The following is a 25,887-nucleotide window of genomic DNA, read 5'->3' on the forward strand; positions in this document are numbered from 1 at the left end:
TATTATTTCTTCCGTAATATAATGATGGCTTTATCATTCATGTCATCAATAGTATTATACTATTTCCGCCAGCGTTTGATGCATTCGTGGAAAGCGCACGCAATTACATTCATGGCGTGTATTGTTTTTTCTTTAACTATTATTATTTTGTCCTGGCTCTTCTCAAGCCACTCACCGTGGTTGAACATCGACTTCATCGATGATACCAGCCATACTTTTACACCGCTGTGGCAAAGTATTACTGGCTGGGTGCTGATATGCATCTGGTTTATTACATTGATTTTATTAATCTGCCTGAGCAAATTGCGCAATATATTTTGGTATAGCGGCGCTTTTTTTTGCAGCGCTTATCTCTTTACCCTGTATCAGCTCCTCTCCGTCACGGGGGACCTCGATCAAACCTGGTACCAGGCTCGTTTCTTTGAAACGCTCTGCACACTGTTCCTCATCCTGGTGCTGCTGGTTGATGTTTTCATTCTCTACCGGGAATCGAACCATAAGTACGTCAATTCGTATCAGAACTCGATCCGTGATCCTTTAACTCGTCTCTACAACCGCAGCTTCTTCTACGACACCCTCAATCAGCAGCTTTCGAAGGTCAATGCCCAGCATCCGCTGTCGGTGCTGGTCAGCGACCTCGACCACTTCAAACGCATCAACGATAACTACGGTCACGTAGTAGGGGATAAAGTGATCCAGTTCGCCGCCTCGGTACTGGAGAACCATTCGCGTGTTGACGACGCCGCCGCACGGATTGGCGGGGAAGAGTTTGCCTTATTGTTGGTCAATACCGGTGAAGAAGATGCCCAGGCGATTGCCGAACGCATCCGCCAGGCGGTCAGCGTTGAGCAGAGCCATTTGCCGGAACGAATGACCATCAGTATGGGCGTGTATACGACGCGTAACGCCAGCGTGAGCGCAGAGGAGTGCGTCCAGCGGGCGGATGCGGCCATGTACGAAGCAAAAAACAGCGGGCGTAATCGGGTGGTGGTCTGGCGCGGTCAGAGTAACTGAAAAAAGGCCCGGGGCAATCCGGGCCGCAAAAAGATTAATCTTTTGCCTGGAGATCGAGGATATTTTGTTCAAGCTTGCGAATTAAGTGGAGCAACGTTTCCACTTCCTGCTTCGACACCCCTGTCAGGATCTCGTCGCGGGTCTTGCCTATCACCTCTTCCATCTCATTGATCAGCGGTTCAGCTTTTTCGGTTAGTTTGATGCGTTTGGCCCGCCGATCGCTTGCGCAGGTCTGGCGCGAAATGAGCCCCTTTTCCTCCAGTTGATCGAGCGTGCGCACCAGCGATGGCTGTTCGATACCAATGGCTTTCGCCAGTTGGATCTGCGACTGCTCAGGCGGCAGCTGGTGGATGTTATGCAGCGTGACCCAGTGGGTCTGCGTTAACTCCAGAGGTTTCAGGCGATGGTCGATTAGTGCGCGCCAAACGCGGACTAAACGTGCCAGATCAGAACCAAGTGGCGATTCCAATTTCATCTCCTTATAATTAGCTTGCTAAGTTATTATACTGATTTTAGAATAGTGTGCAGCATTTGAATTACCAAAACAAATGAATTACTTGATTCAACAAAAACCAAAACAATGATTTACACTGTTAAAGAGTAGCACGTCCTGGGGTTATCCCTGTAATGGCAAAGGATTTTTGCTTGTGAAACTGAGTCTTAACACATCCGGATTGCCGCTGCAGGACCTCGTGTTCGGCGCATCCGTCTATTTCCCCCCGCTGTTCAAAGCTGTTTTGTTAGGTTTTTTTATCTGGTTGTTGTTACATCGCCAGCTGCGTGACTGGATGTATGCGGGCGACATCTGGCATCCCTTGCTGATGGATCTCTCCCTGTTTGCGCTCTCGGTCTGTCTGGCCCTGGTGTTACTGATTGCCTGGTGATCTCCCTGCTATGAAAAAATTAAAATATCTCTCAACGCTGTTAGTGGCGGCCATCGCCTTGATTGCCGCATGGTTGTTATGGAGTTTCTACACCCAGTCTCCGTGGACTCGCGACGGTAAAGTCCGTGCGGAACAGGTCGGGATCACCCCGCAGGTTTCCGGCAGTATTCTGCAGTTGAACGTGACCGATAACCAACGGGTAAACGCGGGAGATGTCCTGTTCACCATCGATGATACCCCCTACCGCATCGCCGTATTAAACGCACAGGCACAGCTGGCGAAAGCGCAAGCCGAGGTGGCGAAAGCGCAGGCTGAGCAAAGCAAGGCTGCCAGCGATGCCCGCCGCCGCCGCAACCTGTCGCAAAATGCTATCTCGACTGAAGATCTTGAGAACGTCAATACGGCGCTGAACACGGCCACCACCACCCTCGCCGCCGCCAAAGCCAGTATGGGGGTCGCCGAGGCGACGCTGAAACATGCGCAGTGGCAGCTTAGCCAGACGACGGTTAAAGCCCCCGTGGACGGCTGGGTGACTAACCTCTCCACCCGGATCGGCGACTACGCTACCACTGGCCATCCGGTCTTCGCCCTGGTCGACAGCCATTCGTTCTACGTTCTGGGTTACTTTGAAGAGACCAAACTGCGCCATATTCGCATCGGCGATCCGGCGCAGATAATCCTCTACAGCAATCAGCAAACGCTGCAGGGTCATGTCGCCAGCATCGGCCGCGCGATTGTCGATCAGAGCGTCGAACAGGGAAGCGGTCTGGTGGCTAATATCAAACCCAATATCCCCTGGGTCCGTCTCGCGCAGCGCGTCCCGGTACGGATCGCGTTCGATAAGCTGCCGGCCGACGTCACGCTGGTCTCCGGGACCACCTGCACGGTCTCGGTTGGCGGACAGTAATGAATCTACAGCCCCTGTCGTGGCGCACACTGCCCTGGGTTAAAGCCACCCGGCCGCAGTGGCGATATGCACTGCGCAATGGCATTGCCATGTGTCTGGCGCTGAGTATTGCCTACGCGCTGGATCTCGATGAACCCTACTGGGCGATGACGTCTGCGGCGGTGGTAAGCTTCCCCACCGTCGGCGGGGTAATCAGTAAAAGTTTTGGCCGCATCGCCGGCAGCCTGCTCGGCGCCTGTGCCGCACTGCTGCTGGCAGGTCATACCCTCAACGATCCCTGGCTATTTCTGTTGAGTATCTCCGGCTGGCTGGCACTGTGTACCTGGGCCTGTGCCCTGTTCACCAACAACGTGGCCTATGCCTTTCAGCTCGCCGGCTATACCTGCGCTATCATCGCCTTTCCGGTCATTAACATCAGCGACAGCTACGAACTGTGGGTCATCGCACAGTCGCGTGTCTGCGAAGTCATTGTCGGGATCCTCTGCGGGGGGGTGATGATGATGATCCTGCCAAGTACCTCCGACGGCAGCAACCTGCTGACGGCGTTAAAGACTATGCACGCCCGGCTGCTGGAGCACGCCAGCTTGCTGTGGGTGCCAGAAACGACGGATGCCATCCGCACCGCCCATGAAAGCGTGATTGGCCAGATCCTGACCATGAACCTGCTACGGATCCAGGCCTTCTGGAGCCACTACCGCTTCCGGCGGCAGAACCCCCTGTTGAACTATCTGCTGCATCAGCAGCTCAGAATGACCAGCGTCATCTCCAGCCTGCGGCGCATGCTGCTGAACTGGCCCGACGCTCCGACGTACACGCGTGAAGTACTGGAGTCGCTGCTCACTGAACTGGCAACCCCCCGCGCCGACAGCTATCACGTCGCACGGATCCTGGCGCCGCTGGCACCGCCGCCGGGCGCGGATTACCGGCATATCGCCTTCTGGGCGCGGTTACGCTATTTCTGCCGTATTTATCTCGAAAGCAGTCGCTGGATCCGTCGGGTTGAAAACGCGTCGGCCATCACCGAGTTCAATGTACCCTCGGCACCCGCACTGGCACGCCACACCGATCAGGCAGAAGCCTTGCTCAACGGCATCCGTACCTTTTGCGCGCTGGTGGCGATTGGCGCGTGGGGGATCAGTACCCAGTGGACCAGCTGCGCGGCGGCTCTGACGCTGGCCTCCATTTGCTGCGTGCTCTATTCGGTTTCCGCCTCGCCGTTTCGCTCGCTGACGCTGCTGATGCAGACCCTGGTGCTGCTCTCGCTGTTCAGTTTTGTGGTGAAGTTCGGCCTGATGGTACAGATAACCGACCTGTGGCAGTTTCTGCTGTTTCTGTTCCCGTTGCTGACTACCATGCAGTTGCTCAAGCTGCAGTGGCCAAAATTTGCCGGCCTGTGGGGGCAGCTTATCGTCTTTATGGGCTCGTTTATCTCCGTGACCAACCCGCCGGTGTACGACTATGCGGCTTTTTTTAATGACAATTTAAGTAAGATTGTCGGCGTGGGCTTTGCCTGGCTGGCCTTTGCGATACTCAGTCCCGGCTCAGACGCCCGCAAAGGGCGGCGCCATATCAGGGCGTTACGGCGTCACTTTGTCGATCAGCTCAGCCGTCATCCCCAGCACAGTGAGCATGAATTTGAATCGCTGGTCTATCATCACGTCAGTCAGTTGAGTCAAAGTAAAGATGCTCTGGCCCGGCGCTGGCTGCTGCGTTGGGGCGTTGTGCTGCTGAACTGTTCACACGTCGTCTGGCAGCTACGTGAATGGGAGACCCGCTCTGATCCCCTCGCCCAGGTGCGCGATCTGTGCATTAACTTGCTGCGTGATGTGATGAGCGAGCGTGGCGTACAGCAGCGACCACTGGCCTCCACTCTGCAGGAGCTGCTGCGGATCTGTGACGCCCTTAACCACCACCATCAGCCGGCAGCCCGGGAGCTGGCCGCCGCAATCTGGCGGCTCTATTGCGCCCTGTCGCAGCTGGAACAGGCCCCGATCGCCGGCACGATTGGCGAAAAGACTACTTAATCACTCCGCAGGCAAACCGCTCGCCGCCGCCGCCCAGCGGCTGCGGGCTGTCCGCCATATTATCGCCACCGACGTGGACCATCAGCGCCTTCCCTTTCACTTCTGCCAGTGTTTTCAGTCGCGGGGCAATAATCGGCTGGGCGGCCACACCCGCATCATTAACCACCAGCAGGGGCAGATCGCCAAGATGACCGGTGCCCAACGGCCCTTCATGTTTACCGGTATGTTGTGGATCGTAATGGCCACCCGCCGCCCCGGCGGCCACGGCTTTGCCCTCTTTCATCGCCGGCTGGCAGCTGCCTTCAGCATGGATATGAAACCCATGCTTGCCCGGCGGTAACGCCCGCAGATCGGGGGCAAACTCAAGGCCGCGATCGGTTTCGGTAATTTTTACACTACCGATGGACTGCCCGACGCCCTGGCTGGTCACAAGATTTAGTTGAACATCTTCACTGACGGCCTGTGCGCCAGCGCAAAATGCGAGGGAAAGGATTGCGAGAATACATCGTTGCATAACACCTCCGGATGGCTGTCTCCCTGTTAAGTGTAAACCAGGAACCGCTTTCCGGAGGCGAAATGCCCGTTACGGGACGTCGTAGCCGAGCGCGGCTTTACGGATACGGAACCATTGCTGACGGGTCATGCTAAGTTTTTCGGCCACAATCGCCGAGCGCACACGCTCGATTTTGCCCGAACCAATAATTGGCAGCGGCTGCGACGGCAGACGCAGTACCCAGGCATAAACCACCTGCTCGATGCTGTCGGCGTTGAGCTCGTGCGCCACCTGCGCCAGCTCATCGCGCAGCGGCTGAAAGCCCTCTTCGTTAAACAGGCGACCACCGCCAAGGCAAGACCACGCCATCGGCCGAATGCGCAGTTGCTGCAGTTGATCGAGGGTACCATCGAGCAGCAGAGGCTGATGCACCGGTGAAATTTCAACCTGGTTAGTGGCGAGGGTAAACGGCAGGCGCGACTGCAGCAGCGTGAACTGGGCAGGAGTAAAGTTGGATACGCCAAAATGGCGCACTTTGCCGCTGTGATGCAGCGCGAGGAAAGCTTCTGCCACCTCGTCGGCATCCATCAGTGGGTCCGGACGGTGGATCAGCAGCAGATCGAGATGATCTGTCGCCAGGTTACGCAGCGATTGCTCAGCGCTCAGTACGATGTGGTCGCGGTCAGTAATATAGTGGCCGATAGTGTTTTCGGCGCGCGCCCGGGTAGCAATGCCGCATTTGCTGACAATCTCCATCCGGCTACGCAGATGCGGCGCCAGCTTTAGCGCTTCGCCAAAGGCGGCTTCACACTGGTAATCGCCATAGATGTCGGCATGGTCGACGGTCGTCACGCCTAAATCGAGATGCTGTTCAATAAAGCTGACCAGCTTGTCAGGAGACATCTGCCAGTCCATTAGACGCCAGTAGCCCATCACAAAACGCGAAAATTCCGGCCCCTGGGGAGCCATAGCAATACGCTGAACCATAACCGCTTCCTCAATAAAAAAGTGCTCTGAGTATACGTAATTTTTGGCTTAAAACAGTGAGGGTTGCTGCGGTTCTTCCGCCTGATCTGGCCTGTTCGCACGTAATTTGCGCAGCAGGCGCTGGCGGCAGAGACGCAAAACCTCTTGTTTCTGCGCATCGCTCATTTTTTGCCAGTCGAAGCGTTCCTCACGGCTGCGAAAACAGCCGCGACAGTAGCCGCGTTCATCGGCCTGACATATTCCCCGGCACGGGCTCTGCACCGGAAAAAACTCTAACTGCTCTGCCACCACACGCCTCCTGTCCCCTCGTCTCCTTTCATTGAAGACGTTTCCCCGCGCCGACGCAAATTTTGTTCACCCTGTGCTGCGCCAGCGGACATTTTTCCGCAGGGGGTTGCATTAGACCAATCGGTCTACTACAGTGTGCTCCATGAACAGACACAGCGAATGCGATACCCGAGAACATATCCTGGTCACCGGCGAGCAGCTCTGCATGCATCGCGGTTTTACCGGAATGGGCTTGAGCGAACTTCTGAAGACGGCGGAAGTGCCCAAGGGCTCTTTCTACCACTACTTTCGCTCTAAAGAAGCCTTCGGCGTCGCGCTGCTTGAACATCACTATACCGGCTATCTGCAGCGCCTGGTCGACCACTTCGATCATGGCGACGGCAACTATCGCGACCGTCTGCTGGCTTATTATCAGCACACGCTGAACCAGTTCTGCCAGCAGGGGATTATTAGCGGGTGCCTCACCGTTAAGCTATCGGCGGAGGTGTGCGACCTGTCAGAAGATATGCGCGCCGCCATGGATCGCGGCGCCAGCCAGATTATCGCCCTGCTGGGCGAGGCGCTGGAGAAAGGACGTCAGGAGGGTAGTCTGACGTTTGACGGCGAGGCCATGACCCTGTCGCAGGTGCTGTATTCACTGTGGCTCGGCGCCAACCTGCAGGCCAAAATTACGCGTAGCGCAACGCCGCTGGAAAGCGCCCTTGCCCACGCCAAACAGATTATTGCGGCGCCTGCTGTTTAACAGGCGTTTTTATTTCATCAGTTACTAGACGACCGGTCTACTCAGGAGTCATTATGTCGGAAGCAAAATTATTTAGCCCGCTGAAAGTCGGTGCGGTGACCGTTCCTAATCGCGTATTTATGGCGCCGTTGACGCGTCTGCGCAGTATCGAGCCGGGCGATATCCCTACCCCGCTGATGGGCGAATACTACCGTCAGCGCGCCAGCTCCGGGCTGATCATCAGCGAAGCAACGCAGATCTCCGCTCAGGCCAAAGGCTATGCCGGCGCGCCAGGGCTGCACAGCCCGGAGCAGATTGCCGCCTGGCAGAAAATCACCGCCGGTGTTCATGCGGAAAATGGCCGTATCGCCGTCCAGCTGTGGCACACCGGGCGTATTTCCCATAGCAGCCTGCAGCCTGGCGGCGCCGCCCCGGTCGCACCGTCGGCGCTGAGTGCTGGCACCCGCACCTCCCTGCGCGATGAAAACGGTCATGCCATCCGCGTCGACACCTCAATGCCCCGCGCCCTGGAAACCGCAGAGATCCCAGGGATCGTCAACGATTTCCGTCAGGCGGTCGGCAATGCCCGCGACGCGGGTTTCGATTTGGTTGAGCTGCACTCGGCCCATGGCTACCTGCTGCACCAGTTCCTGTCGCCTTCCTCTAACCATCGCACCGACCAGTACGGCGGCAATGTGGAGAATCGCGCTCGTCTGGTGCTGGAAGTGATCGACGCCGTGAGCAAAGAGTGGAGCGCCGACCGGATCGGCATTCGTGTGTCGCCAATCGGTAGTTTCCAGAACGTCGATAACGGCCCGAACGAAGAAGAAGACGCGCTGTATCTGATTAGCGAGCTGGCGAAACGCGGTATCGCTTATCTGCACATGTCCGAGCCGGACTGGGCGGGCGGCAAGCCTTACAGCGAAGCCTTCCGTCAGAAAGTCCGCGACCGCTTCCCGGGGGTGATCATTGGCGCTGGCGCCTACACGGTAGAAAAAGCCAACGACCTGATCAACAAAGGGCTGATTGATGCCGTAGCCTTTGGCCGCGATTACATCGCCAACCCGGATCTGGTAGCTCGCCTGCAGAAAAAAGCGGCGCTTAACCCACAGCGCCCGGAATCCTTCTACGGCGGCGGCGCGGAAGGCTACACCGATTATCCGACTCTGTAATCCCTCCATTGATAGCGGCGACATATCGCCGCTATACTCAACGCTCTGATCTATCAAATAAACTGCATAGGGGACATTATGCGCTTACTCCACACCATGCTGCGCGTTGGCGACCTGCAACGTTCAATCGACTTCTATACCAACGTGTTGGGCATGAAGCTGCTGCGCACCAGCGAAAACCCGGAGTACAAATACTCCCTCGCCTTTGTCGGCTACGGCGAAGAGAGCGATACCGCGGTGATTGAACTGACCTACAACTGGGGCGTGGACAGCTATGAGCTGGGTACGGCCTATGGTCATATCGCCCTGAGCGTCGACAACGCTGCCGAAGCCTGCGAGCGGATCCGCCAGAACGGGGGCAACGTCACCCGTGAAGCCGGACCGGTAAAAGGCGGCACCACCGTCATCGCCTTCGTGGAAGATCCGGATGGTTACAAAATTGAGCTGATTGAAGAGAAAGATGCCGGCAAAGGCCTCGGCAACTAACGCTTCACGGCCATAGCCTTTGTTTTCATGGCTCGCCCGGGCGCTGCGGCGCCCGTTGTTTTCACCCCCTGCCTGCTGCAAGCCGCGGCAAAATTTGCCATAATGCGCGCTACTTTTTTCCAGCTAAGAGAATCTGATGTCCGAGAACGCTCAACTGAATGGTCTGTGCGACCGTTTCCGCGGTTTTTATCCAGTGGTAATCGATGTTGAAACCGCCGGATTTAATGCCAAAACCGACGCCCTGCTGGAGATCGCCGCCATTACGTTAAAGATGGATGAGCAAGGCTGGCTGATGCCCGATGAAACGCTGCATTTCCATGTTGAACCTTTCGAGGGCGCCAATCTGCAGCCCGAAGCGCTGGCCTTTAACGGGATTAACCCGCACGACCCGCAGCGCGGCGCCGTCAGCGAATACGATGCCCTGCATGCCATCTTCAAAATGGTACGCAAAGGGATGAAAGAGAGCGACTGCAGCCGGGCCATCATGGTGGCGCATAACGCCACGTTTGACCACAGCTTCACCATGACCGCCGCCGAACGGGCGGGGCTAAAACGCAACCCGTTCCATCCGTTCGTCACTTTCGACACCGCCGCGCTGAGCGGGCTGGCGCTGGGCCAGACGGTGCTGTCCAAAGCCTGCATTGCCGCAGGCATGGCGTTCGACGGCGCCCAGGCCCACTCCGCCCTCTACGATACCGAACAGACGGCGCAGCTGTTTTGCGAGATTGTGAACCGCTGGAAGCGGCTCGGCGGCTGGCCGCTGCCTGTGGCGACGCCGGAATGACAAAAAAAAGCGACTTCCCGGGAAGTCGCTTTTTTGCTGATGGCGGGAACTACTCCGCTTTCGGCTCGTCGGTGTGGTACTTCGCCGCCGTCTCTTTGATCAGCTGCTGCAGTTCGCCGCGCTGGTACATTTCGATGACGATATCGCAGCCGCCCACCAGTTCACCATCTACCCACAGCTGCGGGAAGGTCGGCCAGTTGGCATATTTAGGCAGCTCGGCGCGGATGTCCGGATTCTGCAGAATATCAACGTAAGCAAAACGTTCGCCACAGGCTGACAGCGCCTGAACGGCCTGGGCAGAGAAACCGCAGCTTGGCAGTTTCGGCGACCCTTTCATGTACAGCAGGATCGGGTTTTCAGCGATTTGGCGTTGGATTTTTTCTAAAGTCGAGCTCATTGTCGTGCTTCCTTAAACTTCTTTCTACGGCAGTAACTTGTCATTGTAGCGTCCTGAAGGCAGGACGGATAATAACATTTTCTTCACTATTCCTATTTTATCTTCTGTTGCGCGAAGTTGCCTTAAAAATATCATTTTGATGGCGCGGGCTAGCGCGCATTGCGCATTTTCTGCGCGAGACGGTCAATGTCTGACGCGTTTTCTTGCAATCGTTAACCAATCGACATTTTTGATACAAAAGAATATTAACTTTCCGGTTTTTTTTGCTTTAGAATCGTTCCGGTTTGTCATTCATCGTCAGGCATTTGTACATGTCTGTAATTAATCAGGGGATTGCTCAGTGGCGCGGCTAAACAAAATCGCGATATCGCTCTGTGCATTACTGTTCACATCTATCTCATTCACGCCACTGGCTAATGCGTCAGGGCATTCTCACGCCTCTGCCTCGCCAAAGGCGTTGGCCGCGAAAAGTGGCTCAGAGCGCAAGAAAAAAACCAGTCAAAAAAGTAAAACCACCGCTAAAACCACCAGTAGAAAGTCTTCCAGCACCCGGCTCCCTTCCCGCACTACCGCCGCAAGCCAAACCGCACTAAACCGTCAGGCCGCCGGCGTTACGAAAAAATGCGTCCTGCGTAAAGGCTATAAAAAGCAGTGTGCGAAAACGATCGCCGCCAGCGCCAAGCCGACTCTGGCGCTGAACAGCGTCAAAAGTAAATGCGTGGTGCGTAAGGGCTATAAAAAACGCTGTAAACCCGAGGCCAGCGAAGCGAATCTGACGATTGCCGACGCGCATAAAGTCCGGGTACAAAAAGCGCAAAGTACCGCCATGAATAAACTGATGGGCCAGCTGGGTAAACCGTATCGCTGGGGCGGCACCTCGCCGCGTACCGGCTTTGACTGCAGCGGGCTGGTGTATTACGCCTACAAAGACCTGGTTAAGATCCATATCCCGCGTACCGCCAACGAAATGTACCACCTGCGTGACGCGCGTCCGGTGGATCGTGACGAACTGCAGAGCGGCGATCTGGTCTTCTTCCGCACCCGCGGACGCGGCACTGCTGACCACGTTGGCGTCTACGTTGGCAATGGGAAATTTATTCAGTCACCGCGTACGGGACGCGACATTCAAATCACCTCCCTGAGCGAGGACTACTGGGTTCGCCATTACGTTGGCGCCCGTCGCGTCATGACGCCGAAAACCATTCGCTGATCCCGGTCTGCCGCCGACGCGGCAGGCCGCCTCCCCTGCTCGTTCCCCATCCCCACCCGCAGAGGATATTGCAAATTGCTCTCTTTGCCCGGCGTTTCACGACGATAGCGGGTCGGCGACATGCCAAAGTGACGGCGGAAAGCACGACAGAATGCCGCCTGTCCCTCGTAACCGAGACTCTCAGAGATACTCTGCATAGAGGCCTGGGTCTGCGTTAAATAGATCGTCGCAATGGACATCTTCCGCCGACTGACGTAATTCGCTAACGTACAGCCGGTCACCATGGCGAATTGCCGCTGGAAATACCAGTGCGAATACCCGGACTTTTTGGCAATCGCGCTCACCGGCAGGGTGTCAAATATGTGGGCTTCGATCCAGTCAACGATCCCCTGCACCACCGGGATCATTTTTGGACTCACCACCTCATCTGTTCTTTTCATCGTGAACATCCTGTTGGTCACTTTCGTCGGGTGGCTATATTTGTCATACAAATATGAAAATAGACAATGAATTATTGGCATAGCGGTGATTGCCTGGATGCATATTTAATTTAATAAGTTGATTTAACAAAGATTGGCTAGCATGCAGTGGTTGTGCAACGCGGCCGTCATTAAGGGAAAGCTATCGGGTTGACCTGTCAACGACAGAATTCACAACGGCAGATACTGGCTACTAATACATTTTTGTTACATTACCAGGCGGAAAGTGCCTCGGTTTTCCAGAAAACGGTTAAGTCTTCGACAGTTGCGCCTGTCACAATAACCTTTATGGTGGTAAGGCTTTTCACTGCCGGCGGCAAATGTTAACATTCTCAATACAATAACACGCCCGGGACGCGACAGCGTCGGGCGGTCAGAACACGATTCAGGTGAAAACCTCATCCTGTCAATGTGAGATAAAACAAAAAGTTATAAGGAGAGTAGCAATGTCGTTTGAATTACCTGCATTACCATATGCAAAAGACGCCCTGGCGCCGCACATTTCCGCAGAAACCCTGGAATACCACTACGGTAAACACCACCAGGCATATGTCACTAACCTCAACAACCTGATCAAAGGCACCGCGTTCGAAGGCAAATCCCTCGAAGAGATCGTGCGCACTTCTGAAGGCGGCGTATTCAACAACGCAGCGCAGGTGTGGAACCATACTTTCTACTGGAACTGCCTGGCGCCAAACGCCGGCGGTGAACCGGAAGGCGAATTAGCGGCAGCGATTGCAAAATCCTTCGGCAGCTTTGCTGATTTTAAAGCGAAATTTACCGATGCCGCAGCGAAAAACTTTGGCGCCGGCTGGACCTGGCTGGTCAAAAATGCTGACGGCAGCCTGGCTATCGTCTCCACCAGCAACGCCGGTACGCCGCTGACCACCGATGCGAAACCGCTGCTGACCGTTGACGTCTGGGAACACGCTTACTACATCGATTACCGCAATGCCCGTCCAAGCTATCTGGACCATTTCTGGGCGCTGGTTAACTGGAAGTTTGTTGCGGCCAACCTGGCGGCATAAACGACAAACCGCAGCAGGGTCTCCCCGGCTGCGGTTCTTTTTTAGCCCTTCCCCATCCAATGATTACTGGCTGGCGAAAGCCTCTTCCGGCTGCGCTCGTCCGCTAAACCAGACCAGCAGCAGCGCCAGACCGGCGATAATCGCCCCCATCACCGGCACAAACGCATAGCCCAGTCCGCCAGAGATCACCGCCCCACCGGCGGCAGCGCCCAGCGCGTTGCCGAGGTTAAACGCGCCGATATTCACCGAAGAAGAGAGTCCCGGCGCTTCATGTGCCACGCGCATGACGCGCATCTGCAGCGGTGGCACTACCGCAAAGGTGGCAGCGCCCCAGACAATCATGCTGATGGCCGCCCCGACCTGAGATTGCGCCAGCAGCGGGATTGCCAGCATGATCACCATCAGCAGCAGCAGAAATCCTTTCAGGGTGCCGGAGACCGACCGGTCGGCGAATTTACCGCCCAGATAGTTACCCAGCGAAAAGCCGACGCCAATCAGCACCAGCATCGCGGTAATGAACAGCGATGAAGCGTGGGTCAGCGTATTGAGCACTGGCGAAATGTAGGTATACAGCGTAAACATCGCACCCGCGCCCAGGACGGTAGTCAGCAAGGCAGAGAGCACCTGAGGGCGCAACAGGACGGCCAGCTCTTTTTTGACTTCAGGGCGTTCACCCGCACTGCCCTTCGGCAGGGAGAACCACAAGCTGACCATTGCCAGCAGGCCTAACCCCGCGGTGGCGAGGAAAGACATTCTCCAGCCAATGGTTTCGCCAAGCCAGGTGGCCGCCGGTACACCGCCAATGTTGGCGATAGTGAGTCCCATAAACATGGTGGCTACCGCGCTGGCCTGCTTATGTTTCGGTACAACGCTGGCCGCCACCACCGACCCCAGGCCAAAGAACGCGCCGTGGTTGAGGCTGGTAATAATGCGCGACAGCAGCAGCGTGGTGTAATCCGGCGCGATGGATGACAACAGGTTGCCGACGGTGAAGATCCCCATCAGAAAAATCAGCGCATTGCGCCGTGCGCGATGTGACAACAGCAGGGTCATCAGCGGTGCGCCGACCATGACGCCGATGGCATACGCACTGATCAGCATTCCCGCCACCGGTATCGAGACGTCCACACCTTTCGCAATCACCGGCAGCAATCCCATCGGGGAGAACTCGGTGGTGCCGATGCCAAAGGCGCCGATCGCCAGCGCGAGTAAAGGAAAGTTGATTTTCATTCAATGACTCCATCAGGCCGTCAGAGAGGACGGCGTAACATCAGAAGTCAAAAGCATGACATCAATCACAAAAAAACAAAAGTGAACGAAATGACAAAAGATTTTTGCAGAATTGATAATAATAGCGGTAGAGAGGGAGGAGTCGCGCTCCTCCCGCAGCGGAAACTTAGTGCAGTATGGCGGTCAGGCTGAAAGCGACAATCACGCCGAGAGCAATAATCGTGGTGATCAGCGAAAACTTTAAATTGGTATCCATCATTTTTCCCTCTAGTTATCCCCACACCAAAAGTGAGCTTGCTCATTTTTGCACAAAAAATCGCAAAAATCTTCCGGGATTTAGGGCGATGCACATTTTTGCTCTTCCACTTTGCCCCAAGATCGGACAAAATCCCACGCTAATTTAAAAGCGTATCGGCCATTGACCCCTTCCTGTCGTTCTGTGTCGTTTTCCCGACGTGATGCAATGTTGAAAATTGTATTCAGGGTGTGTGTAGGCAAACGTTTACGTATCGATGATCAGGCGATCAGGTCAAGGCATGGAGTGAGATGTAATGGCAACTATTAAAGATGTAGCGAAGCGCGCAAACGTTTCCACTACAACTGTATCACATGTAATTAACAAAACCCGTTTCGTTGCCGAAGAGACGCGTAATGCGGTGTGGGCGGCGATCAAAGAGTTGCACTACTCGCCGAGCGCCGTAGCGCGCAGCCTGAAAGTCAATCATACAAAATCGATTGGCCTGCTGGCGACCAGTAGCGAAGCCGCCTATTTCGCTGAAATTATTGAGTCCGTTGAAAAGAGCTGCTTCCAGAAGGGCTATACCCTGATCCTGGGTAACGCATGGAACGATCCGGAAAAACAACGTGCCTATCTGTCGATGATGGCGCAAAAGCGCGTCGACGGCCTGCTGGTGATGTGTTCTGAGTATCCGGATTCGGTTCTGAGCATGCTGGAAGAATACCGCCATATTCCGATGGTGGTGATGGACTGGGGCGAAGCGAAAGCTGATTTTACCGATGCGGTGATCGATAACGCCTTCCAGGGCGGTTATATTGCCGGACGCTATCTGATTGAGCGAGGTCATCGCGAAATCGGCGTGATCCCGGGGCCGCTGGAGCGCAATACCGGCGCAGGACGCCTGGCCGGTTTTATGCAGGCAATGAAAGAAGCGCATATCAACGTGCCGGAAAACTGGATTGTGCAGGGCGACTTCGAACCTGAGTCCGGCTACCGGGCAATGCAGCAGATCCTGAACCAGCAGCATCGCCCAACGGCGGTATTCTGCGGTGGCGATATCATGGCGATGGGCGCTATCTGCGCCGCAGACGAAATGGGGCTGCGCGTGCCGCAGGACATTTCGCTGATCGGTTATGATAATGTGCGCAACGCCCGCTATTTCAGCCCGGCGTTGACTACCATTCATCAGCCAAAAGATTCGCTGGGCGAAGCCGCGTTTAACATGCTGTTGGATCGTATCGTCAACAAGCGTGAAGAGTCACAGTCTATCGAAGTTCATCCCCGACTGGTCGAACGCCGCTCGGTGGCGGATGGCCCGTTTGTCGATTATCGCCGCTAAGGCCTCTGCGGGCGCGGATCATTCCGGCGCCCGCAGCCACTCCCGGTTTAGCGTATCGCTGTCTCCCAGATAGTCCAGCATCCAGTTCAGCGCCGGTGAAGCGTCACTCTGCTGCCACGTCAGGCAGCAGGCGGCATCCGGGAACGGATTTTCCAGCGCCAGTGCGGTCCATTCGCCGCGATCTATCCATGGACGGGCAAAATGGCTCGGCACCATACCGACGCAAAGTCCAGCCGACAGACAGGTAGCAGACGACTCCCAGTCGGGAACGACCACCCTCTTCTGATTATCCAGTAACCATGTCGTTCGTTTTGGCAGTGAACGTGAGGTATCCTCTCGCACCAGCGACGGCCAGTTGCGCAGAACATCGTCGCTCAGAGGGCCATCCATCTTCGCCAGCGGATGATCGCTTGACACCACGCAGTCCCAGCTCAGCATCCCCATATCGCGGAACGCATAGCGGCCGCCGACCGGGATAGATCGCGTTGCGCCGATCGCCAGCTCTACACGGCCATCGGCCAGGGCATCCCACACGCCGTTGAATACCTCCTGAAAGACGATCAGTTCGACGTCGGGAAAATGGCGATAGAAATCGACGATCATCTGGCGCATGCGCGCCGGCTTCACAATATCGTCCACCGCGATCGACAACTGTCCGCGCCAGCCGTTGGCGATTTGCTGACACTGCTGGCGGGTGATCTGCATTTTTTTGATAACAGAGCGCCCTTCCTGTAAGAACCAGACTCCAGCCGGGGTCAGCGCCACGTCACGATGACGCCGCTCAAACAAGGGAACCGCCAGCCATTCTTCAAGCTGACGCACGGTATAGCTAACCGCGGAAGGGACCCGGTGCAGCTCCTGCGCGGCGGCGCTGAAGCTGCCATTACGGGCAACGGCATCAACCACTTCCAGAGAGTATTCAGACCACATATTCTGCCTGCAAATTTTTTGAATGCATGTGACAAATATTAGCGTTTCACAAGCCACAATGCACTGCCTACACTCTGCGCCATCGTACCTGCCGTCAAAAATGAGAACGTTATGTCACAACCTGGGAAAGGATTTTTAGTCTGGCTGGCTGGCCTGAGCGTGCTGGGCTTTCTGGCCACCGATATGTACCTGCCGGCGTTTGCCGCCATGCAGCAGGATCTCAATACCTCCCCCGCCTCAATCAGCGCCAGCCTGAGTCTGTTTCTCGCTGGCTTCGCACTGGGCCAGCTGTTCTGGGGGCCGCTGTCAGATCGCTACGGGCGTAAACCGGTGCTCCTGAGCGGGCTGGCGATTTTTGCTATCGGTTGTCTGGGGATGCTGTGGGTACACAATGCCACCCTGATGCTGGCGTTACGCTTTCTGCAGGCGATTGGCGTATGCGCCGCGGCGGTTACCTGGCAGGCAATGGTCACCGATTTTTATCCCGCCCAGCGGACTAACCGTATCTTCGCTACCATTATGCCGCTGGTGGGATTATCGCCAGCGCTGGCCCCGCTGCTGGGCAGCTGGTTGTTGATTCACTTTGAGTGGCAGGCCATCTTCGCCACTCTGTTTGTTATTACCCTGCTGCTGATGCTACCGGCATTGCGCCTGAAGGCAGCGGCAAAGCCAGTCGCCGTGACACAGCAGAAGATCACCTTCCTCGCACTGCTGCGTTCGCGTGAATACAGCGGCAATGTCCTGATCTACGCCGCCTGTTCCGCCAGCTTCTTCGCCTGGCTCACGGGATCGCCTTTTATCCTGCACGAGATGGGCTACGGCCCAACCGCCATCGGCCTGAGCTACATCCCGCAGACGATTGCCTTTCTGGTCGGGGGTTATGGCTGCCGCGCGCTGCTGCAAAAGTGGTCCGGTCAACAGATGCTGCCGTGGCTGCTGGTGGTCTTCGCCGTCAGCGTTGCCGCCACCTGGCTAGTCGGCCTGCAGACGCATGCCTCACTGGTGGCGTTAATGGTCCCCTTCTGCCTGATGGCGGTGGTCAATGGCGGGATCTACCCTATCGTGGTCGCCCAGGCGCTGAAACCCTTCCCGCAGGCGACCGGCCGGGCAGCGGCGCTGCAAAATACGCTGCAGTTGGGTCTCTGCTTCCTGACCAGTCTGCTGGTATCGGCGCTGATCGCCACGCCGCTGCTGACCACCACCAGCGTGATGCTGGTCTCGATTGGCTTAGCCGGGATAGGCTTTCGTCTGCAGCAGACACCTGAGCTGACTCCCCACTCTTCCCACGCTTAATTTACCTCGCCGGGACCCGGACCAGTCGTTAGCATGCTAAGAAATTTTTATTGAAAGCCAGTACTTAGCGTCCTATACTGGATCCGGGTTCACATAAATAGAAAATAGTTACAGATTAACGGATGCAGGATGCCTCCGTTTCACCATGGAAGGCCTTTCGGCAAGGGTTATCTCCCTTCCTCTGTTTACGTCGGATAGCGACTTCACGGATTATCCGTGAGATTTCTCACAAAGCCAAAAAAGCGTCTACGCTGTTTTAAGGTTCTGATCACTTGGGCGTGATGGAGAAGCTATGAGTTCATCGTGTATAGAAGAAGTAAGTGTACCAAATGATGACTGGTACCGGATTGCAGCTGAATTATTAGGCCGTGCGGGAATTGAAATCAATGGCTCCGCGCCGTCAGACCTGCGGGTTAAAAACCCTCTCTTTTTTAAACGGGTTTTGCAGGAAGGTTCGCTGGGTTTAGGCGAAAGCTATATGGACGGCTGGTGGGACTGCGAGCGTCTGGATATATTCTTCCACAAGGTGTTACGTGCCGGGTTGGAAAAACAGCTCCCTCACCATTTCAAAGATACACTCCGCATAGCAGGCGCTCGTCTGTTTAATTTACAAAGTAAAAAACGCGCCTGGATTGTGGGCAAAGAGCATTACGATCTCGGTAACGATCTGTTTAGTCGGATGCTTGACCCTTACATGCAGTATTCCTGCGGTTACTGGAAAGAGGCGCAAACCCTTGAGGCCGCGCAGCAGGACAAACTGGATCTGATTTGCCGCAAGCTTGAGCTTGAACCGGGTATGCGGGTATTGGATATCGGCTGTGGATGGGGTGGTCTTGCCGAATATATGGCACGACACTACCAGGTCAGCGTCGTGGGTGTAACTATCTCCGCTGAACAGCAAAAGATGGCTCAGGCCCGTTGCGCCGATCTCGATGTGGAGATTCGTCTCCAGGATTATCGCGATCTGCATGACAGCTTTGATCGCATTGTCTCCGTAGGCATGTTTGAGCACGTGGGGCCGAAAAATTATGCCACCTACTTCGAGGTTGCCGACCGTAATTTGAAACCCAATGGCCGTTTCTTACTGCACACTATTGGCTCCAAAGTCACTGATCATAATGTTGACCCGTGGATCGATAAATATATCTTCCCTAACGGCTGCCTGCCTTCCGTGCGTCACATTGCCGAAGCCAGCGAGAAGCATTTTGTGATGGAAGACTGGCACAATTTCGGCGCCGATTACGACACGACCCTGATGGCCTGGTATGAGCGTTTCCTCGCCAGCTGGCCGGAAATTGCCGATAATTATTCAGAACGTTTCAAACGCATGTTTACCTATTATCTGAACGCCTGCGCCGGCGCCTTCCGCGCCCGCGACATTCAGCTCTGGCAGGTGGTGTTCTCGCGCGGTATTGAACATGGACTGCGCGTCGCCCGTTAAATAACACTCCCCCGCCTATCGGCGGGGGATTTTTTTCAGGCTTCATTGACCTTAGCCGCAATCTCTTTCGCCGCCAGCACGCGTTCGACCGTATCGACAACCGCCTGGGTCTGCGGATCGATCTCAATATTGACGCGATCGCCCAGCTTTTTCGCTCCCAGCGTGGTCCGCTGCAACGTCTCCGGAATAAGATGCACGCAGAAACGAGTAGCCGTGACCTCTCCCACCGTCAGACTAATGCCATCAATACCGATGAATCCTTTATAGAGGATGTATTTCATCAGCGTCGGATCCTGCACTTTAAACCAGATCTGACGATTATTTTCGGAAGTGAGGATTTTCACAATTTCTGCTGTGGTCATGATATGGCCGGACATTAAATGCCCGCCAATTTCGTCGCTGAATTTCGCCGCTCGCTCAACGTTCACTTCATCGCCGATCTTGATATCGCCGAGATTGGTAATACGCAGTGTCTCTTTCATCAAATCGAAGCTGATGCGCGCGCCGTTGATTTCAGTCACCGTCAGGCAGCAGCCATTATTGGCAACAGAGGCGCCGGTTTCCAGCCCCTCCAGCATATGTGCCGGTAACTCCACCACGTGGGTGCGAAAATTGGGTTTATCATCAATGGAGACCACTTTCGCGGTTCCCTGAACAATACCTGTAAACATCTTAGGCTCCTGTTGAAAATCATGACGGTATGATTACCGTTTTCGCTATCAGGAACAATAACAGGAGGGCAAAGCGGTTGCCAGCGCGCTTCGTGCCCCGACTCTTTTTTCACTGGCTTAATGGCTAATCCTCGCTACAATAGACTGGAAATTCCTCATTTTTATCCCCTTGCTGCCAGTTACGGCGGCTTTTTTAGTCTCAAAATAACAACAATTCGAAGGTGTTCACGTGCAGAAGTATTTTATTGAAGCGCGTCAGTTATTAGCTCTGGCCATACCCGTCATCCTCGCGCAGGTGGCGCAGACGGCGATGGGGTTTGTCGATACCGTGATGGCGGGTGGCTACAGCGCCACGGATATGGCCGCCGTGGCCATCGGGACCTCCATCTGGCTGCCGGCGATCCTCTTCGGCCACGGCCTGCTGCTGGCGCTGACTCCAGTGGTGGCGCAGCTTAACGGCTCTGGCCGGCGGGAGCGTATCGCGCCGCAGGTGCGTCAGGGCTTCTGGCTGGCCGGCTTTGTCTCGGTGCTGATCATGGTCGTGCTGTGGAATGCCGGGTATATCATCAGCTCCATGCACAACATCGATCCGTTGCTGGCGGAGAAGGCGGTTGGCTATCTGCGCGCGCTGCTGTGGGGCGCGCCGGGCTATCTGTTCTTCCAGGTAGCGCGTAACCAGTGTGAAGGGCTGGCTAAAACCAAGCCCGGGATGGTCATGGGCTTTATCGGCTTACTGGTTAATATTCCGGTGAACTATATCTTTATTTATGGTCATTTCGGCATGCCCGAACTGGGCGGCGTCGGCTGCGGCGTAGCGACTGCTTCGGTTTACTGGGTGATGTTCGCCAGCATGCTGTGGTGGGTGCGCCGGGCGCGTTCGATGCGGGATATTCGCTGCGCCGAGGGCTTCAATGGCCCCGATTTCGCCGTCCTGTTGCGGCTGGTGCAGCTGGGGTTGCCCATTGCTCTGGCGCTGTTCTTTGAAGTCACTCTGTTTGCCGTCGTCGCGCTGCTGGTCTCCCCGCTCGGGATCATTGACGTCGCCGGTCACCAGATTGCGCTGAACTTCAGCTCGCTGATGTTCGTTTTGCCGCTGTCGCTGGCGGCAGCGGTCACCATTCGCGTCGGCTTCCGCCTTGGCCAGGGCTCAACGATAGATGCCCAAGTTTCGGCCCGCACCGGCGTGGGCGTGGGCGTCTGCCTGGCGGTATTTACCGCTATCTTTACCGTGCTGATGCGTAAGCAGATTGCGCTGCTGTATAACGACAACCCGGAGGTGGTGACGCTGGCCTCGCATCTGATGCTGCTGGCGGCTATCTATCAGATCTCTGACTCCATCCAGGTGATCGGCAGCGGTATCCTTCGCGGCTATAAAGATACGCGGTCTATCTTTTTTATCACGTTCACCGCGTATTGGGTGCTGGGTTTGCCGAGCGGCTATCTGCTGGCGCTGACCGATATGATTGTGCCCCGCATGGGACCTGCCGGTTTCTGGTGCGGATTTATCATCGGCCTGACCTCTGCCGCCATCATGATGATGCTGCGGATGCGTTTTCTGCAGCGCCAGCCTTCCAGCATCATCTTACAGCGCGCCGCGCGTTAACTTATCTAAGCCCGCCACTCCGGCGGGCTTTTTCGTTCTACGGCACAGCGGCCGCATTGTACATTCCGTTACTCCCCGACACCAAAGACTCACTGATGACCTCCCGGCAGGCGCTTATAGTGTTGCCAACAGCCCCGCAGTGGGGTTACTCAAGAAACCAAGTCGAGGATTTCAGAATGAAAAAAGTATTAGCTCTGGTCGTTGCCGCTGCTATGGGTCTGTCGTCAGTTGCTTTCGCTGCCGATGCGGCGAGCACCACCCTGAGTGCAGCAGCCAGCCATACCACTGTTCACCATAAGAAACATCATAAAGCGGCCGCTAAACCGGCTACTGAGCAAAAAGCCCAGGCTGCGAAGAAACATCATAAAGCGGCCGCTAAACCGGCAGCCGAGCAGAAAGCCCAGGCTGCGAAGAAACACCATAAAGTGGCCGCTAAACCGGCAGCCGAGCAAAAAGCGCAGGCTGCGAAGAAACACCATAAAGCGGCCGCTAAACCGGCTACTGAGCAAAAAGCCCAGGCTGCGAAGAAACACCATAAAGTGGCGCACCATGCAGCTAAACCGGCGGTTAAACCAGCGGCATAACGGTCAGGGCATAAAAGGTGATAAACCGGCGCTGAACAGCGCCGGTTTTTTTTCAGGAGGACATCATGCTGCAACGCTATCGCTTCGAATTGCTGCTGTTATTGCTCATCGTCTGCGCACTGTTTACTCTGCGCTTGATGTTTAAATAGCTGGCTGCTGAACCCATTTACGGGCCGGCGGCGTATAGTCGCGAAAACCGGCGATAATCTCCTCCACCGAGTCTGCAAACGGCAGCATCTCCGCATAGCGCGGATGCATAAACCCTTCCCGCACCATGTTATCGACCATCGCCTGAAGCGGATCGTAATAGCCCTTGATATTCAGGAACGCGCACGGTTTCTCATGGATCCCCAACTGCGCCCAGGTCCACTGTTCGAAAATTTCTTCGAGCGTCCCCGCCCCGCCCGGCAGGGCAATAAAGCCATCCGCCAGCGCCGCCATTTTGGTTTTCCGCTCGTGCATATCCTCGACCACATGTAGCTCCGTCAAACCACGGTGGGCAATTTCCCGCTCCACCAGGCCGCGCGGCATCACGCCTATCACCACGCCACCAGCCTCCAGCGCCGCATCGGCGACCGCCCCCATCAGACCGACTTTGCCACCGCCATAGACAAGCGCCAGCGCCTGCTGCGCCAGTGTACGTCCAACCAGACGGGCGGTTTCGAGATACAGCGGATGTTCGCCAGCTGAAGAACCGCAGAAAATACCAATAGATTTCATCTTCGTTATCACTCCTTCTCTTCTGATGGCCGATAATTTAACACAACGGCAACCCTTCCGCGCTGGATTAGACTGGCTGAAAAATGAGAGCTGTGACGCTCGCTGGCGAAGAAATATCCTTGTGGTTCAGTAAAATATATCCGGAATGGGTAAAAGTTCCGCAATCGCATGCAATGTACAAGAAAAGTGACGTTTACCTCTTGCCACATCCCCTCCCTGCCGTTAATATGCGTCCCCGTTGTCACCACAACATTGCGTTCGTAGCTCAGTTGGTTAGAGCACCACCTTGACATGGTGGGGGTCGTTGGTTCGAGTCCAATCGAACGCACCATAATGCGTTTATAGCTCAGTTGGTTAGAGCACCACCTTGACATGGTGGGGGTCGTTGGTTCGAGTCCAATTAAACGCACCATAATGCGTCTGTAGCTCAGTTGGTTAGAGCACCACCTTGACATGGTGGGGGTCGATGGTTCGAGTCCATTCAGACGCACCAAGCTTTTTTCTCTGTAGTTTCTGAATTTTATCCCCTGCTCCCCGATTGTATTGCTGATTTAAAATGTTGTGTATGGGCAAAGAGCTTTGCTTGCCTCTTCCATACTAGTCCACATTAATGCAGGGGAAGCCAACCCTTTAAATGAGTATCAAAAATCGATTAACAGACCACGCTGTTTAATTTTTTAATGATAATCAGTCCATTCGTCATATATATATGCATATGCAAAACGATATATCAGATACCCCACCAGGAATTCCACAACTGAAAGTAAACCCCAGAGATATTTATATTCATTGACTGAGAAAAAAAGAACCAGCCAGCCAGCGCGATACCTGAAGCACCTAATCCCATACCTGCCCCCTTGATAACACGGGAAAGTATGATGAATAATTTTCGTTTTATATTCATAATCCACCAAACAAGTATTCACATATTTTTTTAAATTCTGCTGAATCTTATCACCGACCATACACGCTGTTTCGAAAGGTTTTACAATATCCTCAACAAGGAAATACAGAAGATCCAGTTCTCCCAGACTTTGCAGTTTATCATGCAGTACCGGATTTCTGCGCTTCAGATATCGGGACGTGTATATTGCTCTGGATGTTTCAGCACCAATGGATAATAATAACCCGGCAAGACTTCCTGCGAAAAAAGCGGACACGCCTCTGGAGGCGCTCCCCCTCTACCTCATCCCAGTCCAGGGTCAGGTGCTGCGGCTTCTGTTCTGCCGCTATATGGGGTAACAGTTGCTAACTCAGCACCGGCAATATCTGCTGATTCAGCAGGCTGTTACTCATCGCTTTACTCCATCTTTTCTGGCGTTAAACTCCATCACAACGTCCTTCATTCATTTACCTCCGCCGTCCCGCCCCCTGGCTGCGCTAACGCACCCGCCTGTTTTCGCGAACGCTACCGCCCATCGCTGTCTCCTAAAGGAACCCTAAGCGCACTGAGCAAGGCAGAACGGTGGCTTTTTTTAACGTCCTGGATAACAGACACTCAGCAATACATGCACATGAAAATCCCGTTTGTCTCCGCGTATTCGCGGAGTACATTCAGTTTGAATTCAGCGGTATTTCGGTTCAGCTCGGAGGTGGCTGCGTAATGTTGAAAAAGACGATAAACAGAATAAAAAAATAAACTGACAATATTTTGTCATGCCAGAGAAGGAAGCCGTCTGGACGCAGGGCGGAAGCGGTGGCTTCGCAAAAACAAGATTCCATACTGAAAACTATCTCTGGCGAAATAAGGCAAGCATGCGGTAAATAAGGGATAGAACCTTGCCACAAGAGAATAAAGAAAGTCCAGCCCCGGTCTGGCCAGACTAACTTTTTAAGATTAACGCCCGAACGACATTGAGAAATTAAATATAAAAGACCTTAGCCATTGATCGTGTAATAATATGGCGGACGAGTCGCACATATCCAGAATAAGCGGCGAAAAACGCACCATGAAATACATGGTAGTCCTGATTTACATCAATAAGCGCCAGCCGACCATTATTTCACATAACCCGCCACTAGTGTCCTGGCGATCCTGACACGGATAATATTCCCCGACCATAAAGCGCAGCGGCAGCTTGCGCATCTACCGCCTGGCAGACAAGAACCGCATATCGCCTTCAGACACGGCGAAGGCTGACCTGCGCCATCGCCAGGGCATCTTCTCCAGCCGGCAGCCGCGAAGGGGCATCAGGATCGTTCACCATTCGCCAGACGGCCTGAGCCACATCAACCGCCTGCGTCACGCTGGCGTTATCCTGCATGCGGTCGAGGATCTGCTGACCGAGCGCCGCATAGCTTTCCGGGAGCTGCCCCATCGTCCGGCGGGCGTTTTCCCCGAACCGGGTCTGCGGGGCGCGTCCCGGCAGGACCAGCCCGACGCGAATATTGAAAGCACGGAGCTCCAGCGCCAGCGACTCCGTGAAGGCATTCACTGCCGCCTTGCTTGCGGTATAGACCGCCAGCAGGGGCATCGGTTGCAGGGTCACCGCCGAGGTAATATTGACAATTGTCCCGCTACGGCGTGCTCTGAATCGGGGAAGTACCGCCTGAGTCAGGGCGATAGTTCCCAGGGTGTTGGTGGCAAACAAGTCTGCTATCGCCTCGCGCGATGCGCCCTCGAGGGCGTTAAGCATCCCCACTCCAGCGTTGTTAACCAGAACATCGATCTCTCCCGCTTCGGCAAGGGCCTCCGCGATACTCTGCGCCGAGGTGACGTCAAGACGCACCAGCCGCAGGCGGTCGCTGGCGGGCAACAGACCTTCCTGCGGGACACGCATGGTGGCGATCACCCGCCAGCCATGTTCGAGAAAATAACGCGCCGTCTCCAGGCCAAAACCCGAGGAACAGCCGGTGATCATAATCGTCTTCATATTTCTGTCTCCCGTTAACGTTTCCATTTCAATCATAGACAGCCTTTCCCGGACGATATAGGGTCAATAGTCCACCATTCATTAGCAGGAG

At 55.1% G+C, this 25,887-nt stretch carries 28 protein-coding genes and 3 tRNA genes; 18 read left to right on the top strand and 13 right to left on the bottom strand.

Features of this window, described 5'->3' with window-relative positions; translation table 11 throughout:
• Positions 1–1,014, top strand: a 1,014-nt coding sequence (locus tag ACKLKD_RS01535; RefSeq protein WP_420061963.1) for a sensor domain-containing diguanylate cyclase, incomplete at its 5' end; no start/stop codon positions are given.
• Positions 1,015–1,048: 34 nt separating this feature from the next.
• Here the strand turns inward: ACKLKD_RS01535 and slyA are convergent.
• A complete protein-coding gene (gene slyA, locus ACKLKD_RS01540; RefSeq protein WP_025710835.1) occupies positions 1,049–1,489 on the bottom strand; it encodes a transcriptional regulator SlyA in 441 nt (146 codons plus the stop codon).
• A 172-nt stretch (positions 1,490–1,661) separates the two neighbouring features.
• Between slyA and ACKLKD_RS01545 the strand changes: the two genes are divergently transcribed.
• The 3 genes from ACKLKD_RS01545 to ACKLKD_RS01555 are packed head-to-tail and all read left to right on the top strand — an operon-like array spanning position 1,662 to position 4,829.
• Positions 1,662–1,898 carry a DUF1656 domain-containing protein gene (locus tag ACKLKD_RS01545; protein ID WP_025710836.1) on the top strand — a complete coding sequence of 79 codons (237 nt, stop codon included), beginning with the start codon at positions 1,662–1,664 and terminating at the stop codon, positions 1,896–1,898.
• Between the two features lie 10 nt (positions 1,899–1,908).
• Positions 1,909–2,805, top strand: coding sequence for an HlyD family secretion protein (locus ACKLKD_RS01550; protein WP_025710837.1), 897 nt, complete (start codon positions 1,909–1,911; stop codon positions 2,803–2,805).
• Entirely contained in the window at positions 2,805–4,829 is a 2,025-nt protein-coding gene (locus ACKLKD_RS01555) for an FUSC family protein (RefSeq protein WP_080896762.1), read from the top strand. Before ACKLKD_RS01550 ends, ACKLKD_RS01555 begins: the two co-directional genes overlap by 1 nt.
• On the opposite strand, the gene sodC is transcribed toward ACKLKD_RS01555, so the two are convergent.
• The 3 genes from sodC to ACKLKD_RS01570 form a co-directional block, all read right to left on the bottom strand.
• On the bottom strand, positions 4,822–5,343 hold the full coding sequence (sodC, locus tag ACKLKD_RS01560; RefSeq protein ID WP_025710839.1) for a superoxide dismutase [Cu-Zn] SodC: 522 nt from the start codon (positions 5,341–5,343) through the stop codon (positions 4,822–4,824). The two genes, ACKLKD_RS01555 and sodC, sit on opposite strands and share 8 nt — an antisense overlap.
• A 69-nt stretch (positions 5,344–5,412) precedes the next feature.
• Positions 5,413–6,309 carry an aldo/keto reductase gene (locus ACKLKD_RS01565; protein WP_025710840.1) on the bottom strand — a complete coding sequence of 299 codons (897 nt, stop codon included), beginning with the start codon at positions 6,307–6,309 and terminating at the stop codon, positions 5,413–5,415.
• Positions 6,310–6,357: 48 nt separating this feature from the next.
• Positions 6,358–6,600 (bottom strand): DUF1289 domain-containing protein, encoded by a 243-nt coding sequence (locus ACKLKD_RS01570; RefSeq protein ID WP_165931791.1) that lies wholly within the window; start codon positions 6,598–6,600, stop codon positions 6,358–6,360.
• Between the two features lie 139 nt (positions 6,601–6,739).
• Between ACKLKD_RS01570 and ACKLKD_RS01575 the strand changes: the two genes are divergently transcribed.
• From ACKLKD_RS01575 to rnt, 4 genes are all read left to right on the top strand, one after another.
• Positions 6,740–7,339 carry a TetR/AcrR family transcriptional regulator gene (locus ACKLKD_RS01575; RefSeq protein WP_025710842.1) on the top strand — a complete coding sequence of 200 codons (600 nt, stop codon included), beginning with the start codon at positions 6,740–6,742 and terminating at the stop codon, positions 7,337–7,339.
• Positions 7,340–7,392: 53 nt separating this feature from the next.
• A complete protein-coding gene (locus ACKLKD_RS01580; protein ID WP_025710843.1) occupies positions 7,393–8,490 on the top strand; it encodes an alkene reductase in 1,098 nt (365 codons plus the stop codon).
• A 78-nt stretch (positions 8,491–8,568) separates the two neighbouring features.
• On the top strand, positions 8,569–8,976 hold the full coding sequence (gene gloA, locus ACKLKD_RS01585; RefSeq protein ID WP_004202879.1) for a lactoylglutathione lyase: 408 nt from the start codon (positions 8,569–8,571) through the stop codon (positions 8,974–8,976).
• A 136-nt stretch (positions 8,977–9,112) separates the two neighbouring features.
• Positions 9,113–9,760 carry a ribonuclease T gene (gene rnt / locus ACKLKD_RS01590; protein WP_025710844.1) on the top strand — a complete coding sequence of 216 codons (648 nt, stop codon included), beginning with the start codon at positions 9,113–9,115 and terminating at the stop codon, positions 9,758–9,760.
• A 49-nt stretch (positions 9,761–9,809) separates the two neighbouring features.
• Here rnt and ACKLKD_RS01595 read toward each other — a convergent pair whose 3' ends face one another.
• A complete protein-coding gene (locus ACKLKD_RS01595; protein ID WP_002907768.1) occupies positions 9,810–10,157 on the bottom strand; it encodes a Grx4 family monothiol glutaredoxin in 348 nt (115 codons plus the stop codon).
• A gap of 340 nt (positions 10,158–10,497) precedes the next feature.
• Here ACKLKD_RS01595 and ACKLKD_RS01600 point away from each other — a divergent pair, with 340 nt between their 5' ends.
• Complete coding sequence (locus tag ACKLKD_RS01600) at positions 10,498–11,367, top strand: C40 family peptidase (RefSeq protein WP_080896761.1); 870 nt, start codon at positions 10,498–10,500, stop codon at positions 11,365–11,367.
• Here ACKLKD_RS01600 and ACKLKD_RS01605 read toward each other — a convergent pair.
• On the bottom strand, positions 11,322–11,807 hold the full coding sequence (locus ACKLKD_RS01605) for a helix-turn-helix domain-containing protein (protein ID WP_025710846.1): 486 nt from the start codon (positions 11,805–11,807) through the stop codon (positions 11,322–11,324). The two genes, ACKLKD_RS01600 and ACKLKD_RS01605, sit on opposite strands and share 46 nt — an antisense overlap.
• Before the next feature lie 485 nt (positions 11,808–12,292).
• Here ACKLKD_RS01605 and sodB point away from each other — a divergent pair, with 485 nt between their 5' ends.
• Positions 12,293–12,874 carry a superoxide dismutase [Fe] gene (gene sodB / locus ACKLKD_RS01610; RefSeq protein WP_002907771.1) on the top strand — a complete coding sequence of 194 codons (582 nt, stop codon included), beginning with the start codon at positions 12,293–12,295 and terminating at the stop codon, positions 12,872–12,874.
• Positions 12,875–12,937: 63 nt separating this feature from the next.
• Here sodB and ACKLKD_RS01615 read toward each other — a convergent pair whose 3' ends face one another.
• Both ACKLKD_RS01615 and ACKLKD_RS01620 read right to left on the bottom strand, forming a co-directional pair.
• Positions 12,938–14,104, bottom strand: coding sequence for an MFS transporter (locus ACKLKD_RS01615; protein WP_025710847.1), 1,167 nt, complete (start codon positions 14,102–14,104; stop codon positions 12,938–12,940).
• 166 nt (positions 14,105–14,270) lie between these two features.
• Positions 14,271–14,360 carry a YnhF family membrane protein gene (locus ACKLKD_RS01620; RefSeq protein ID WP_004152976.1) on the bottom strand — a complete coding sequence of 30 codons (90 nt, stop codon included), beginning with the start codon at positions 14,358–14,360 and terminating at the stop codon, positions 14,271–14,273.
• A 295-nt stretch (positions 14,361–14,655) separates the two neighbouring features.
• Here ACKLKD_RS01620 and purR point away from each other — a divergent pair, with 295 nt between their 5' ends.
• Positions 14,656–15,681, top strand: a complete 1,026-nt coding sequence (gene purR, locus ACKLKD_RS01625) for an HTH-type transcriptional repressor PurR (protein WP_025710848.1) — start codon at positions 14,656–14,658, stop codon at positions 15,679–15,681.
• An 18-nt stretch (positions 15,682–15,699) separates the two neighbouring features.
• On the opposite strand, the gene punR is transcribed toward purR, so the two are convergent.
• Positions 15,700–16,611, bottom strand: a complete 912-nt coding sequence (gene punR / locus ACKLKD_RS01630; RefSeq protein ID WP_025710849.1) for a DNA-binding transcriptional activator PunR — start codon at positions 16,609–16,611, stop codon at positions 15,700–15,702.
• 111 nt (positions 16,612–16,722) lie between these two features.
• On the opposite strand from punR, the gene punC reads away from it, so the two are divergent.
• On the top strand, positions 16,723–17,904 hold the full coding sequence (punC, locus tag ACKLKD_RS01635) for a purine nucleoside transporter PunC (protein WP_080896760.1): 1,182 nt from the start codon (positions 16,723–16,725) through the stop codon (positions 17,902–17,904).
• A 292-nt stretch (positions 17,905–18,196) separates the two neighbouring features.
• Positions 18,197–19,345, top strand: a complete 1,149-nt coding sequence (cfa, locus tag ACKLKD_RS01640; RefSeq protein WP_025710851.1) for a cyclopropane fatty acyl phospholipid synthase — start codon at positions 18,197–18,199, stop codon at positions 19,343–19,345.
• 35 nt (positions 19,346–19,380) lie between these two features.
• Here the strand turns inward: cfa and ACKLKD_RS01645 are convergent, their stop codons facing one another.
• The gene (locus ACKLKD_RS01645; protein ID WP_080924156.1) at positions 19,381–20,016 is read right to left on the bottom strand and encodes a riboflavin synthase subunit alpha; all 636 of its coding nucleotides are present in this window, start codon (positions 20,014–20,016) and stop codon (positions 19,381–19,383) included.
• Positions 20,017–20,245: 229 nt separating this feature from the next.
• Between ACKLKD_RS01645 and mdtK the strand changes: the two genes are divergently transcribed.
• Both mdtK and asr read left to right on the top strand, forming a co-directional pair.
• Positions 20,246–21,619 carry an MdtK family multidrug efflux MATE transporter gene (mdtK, locus tag ACKLKD_RS01650; protein ID WP_025710853.1) on the top strand — a complete coding sequence of 458 codons (1,374 nt, stop codon included), beginning with the start codon at positions 20,246–20,248 and terminating at the stop codon, positions 21,617–21,619.
• A gap of 176 nt (positions 21,620–21,795) precedes the next feature.
• Positions 21,796–22,203 (top strand): acid resistance repetitive basic protein Asr, encoded by a 408-nt coding sequence (asr, locus tag ACKLKD_RS01655; RefSeq protein ID WP_087805240.1) that lies wholly within the window; start codon positions 21,796–21,798, stop codon positions 22,201–22,203.
• A gap of 141 nt (positions 22,204–22,344) precedes the next feature.
• Here asr and ACKLKD_RS01660 read toward each other — a convergent pair whose 3' ends face one another.
• Positions 22,345–22,923, bottom strand: a complete 579-nt coding sequence (locus tag ACKLKD_RS01660; RefSeq protein ID WP_025710855.1) for a TIGR00730 family Rossman fold protein — start codon at positions 22,921–22,923, stop codon at positions 22,345–22,347.
• Positions 22,924–23,177: 254 nt separating this feature from the next.
• Between ACKLKD_RS01660 and ACKLKD_RS01665 the strand changes: the two genes are divergently transcribed.
• The 3 genes from ACKLKD_RS01665 to ACKLKD_RS01675 all read left to right on the top strand — a co-directional run bounded on the left by ACKLKD_RS01665 (position 23,178) and on the right by ACKLKD_RS01675 (position 23,416).
• A tRNA-Val gene (locus tag ACKLKD_RS01665) sits at positions 23,178–23,254 on the top strand.
• Between the two features lie 4 nt (positions 23,255–23,258).
• A tRNA-Val gene (locus ACKLKD_RS01670) sits at positions 23,259–23,335 on the top strand.
• A gap of 4 nt (positions 23,336–23,339) precedes the next feature.
• Positions 23,340–23,416 (top strand) — tRNA-Val (locus tag ACKLKD_RS01675).
• A gap of 184 nt (positions 23,417–23,600) precedes the next feature.
• On the opposite strand, the gene ACKLKD_RS01680 is transcribed toward ACKLKD_RS01675, so the two are convergent.
• A complete protein-coding gene (locus ACKLKD_RS01680; RefSeq protein WP_223862108.1) occupies positions 23,601–24,083 on the bottom strand; it encodes a hypothetical protein in 483 nt (160 codons plus the stop codon).
• A gap of 960 nt (positions 24,084–25,043) precedes the next feature.
• The gene (locus tag ACKLKD_RS01685; RefSeq protein ID WP_025710856.1) at positions 25,044–25,796 is read right to left on the bottom strand and encodes an SDR family oxidoreductase; all 753 of its coding nucleotides are present in this window, start codon (positions 25,794–25,796) and stop codon (positions 25,044–25,046) included.
• Between the last annotated feature and the right edge of the window lie 91 nt (positions 25,797–25,887).

This window comes from Klebsiella sp. 10982 (assembly GCF_048589245.1).
GTDB classification, from domain to species: domain Bacteria; phylum Pseudomonadota; class Gammaproteobacteria; order Enterobacterales; family Enterobacteriaceae; genus Klebsiella; species Klebsiella quasivariicola.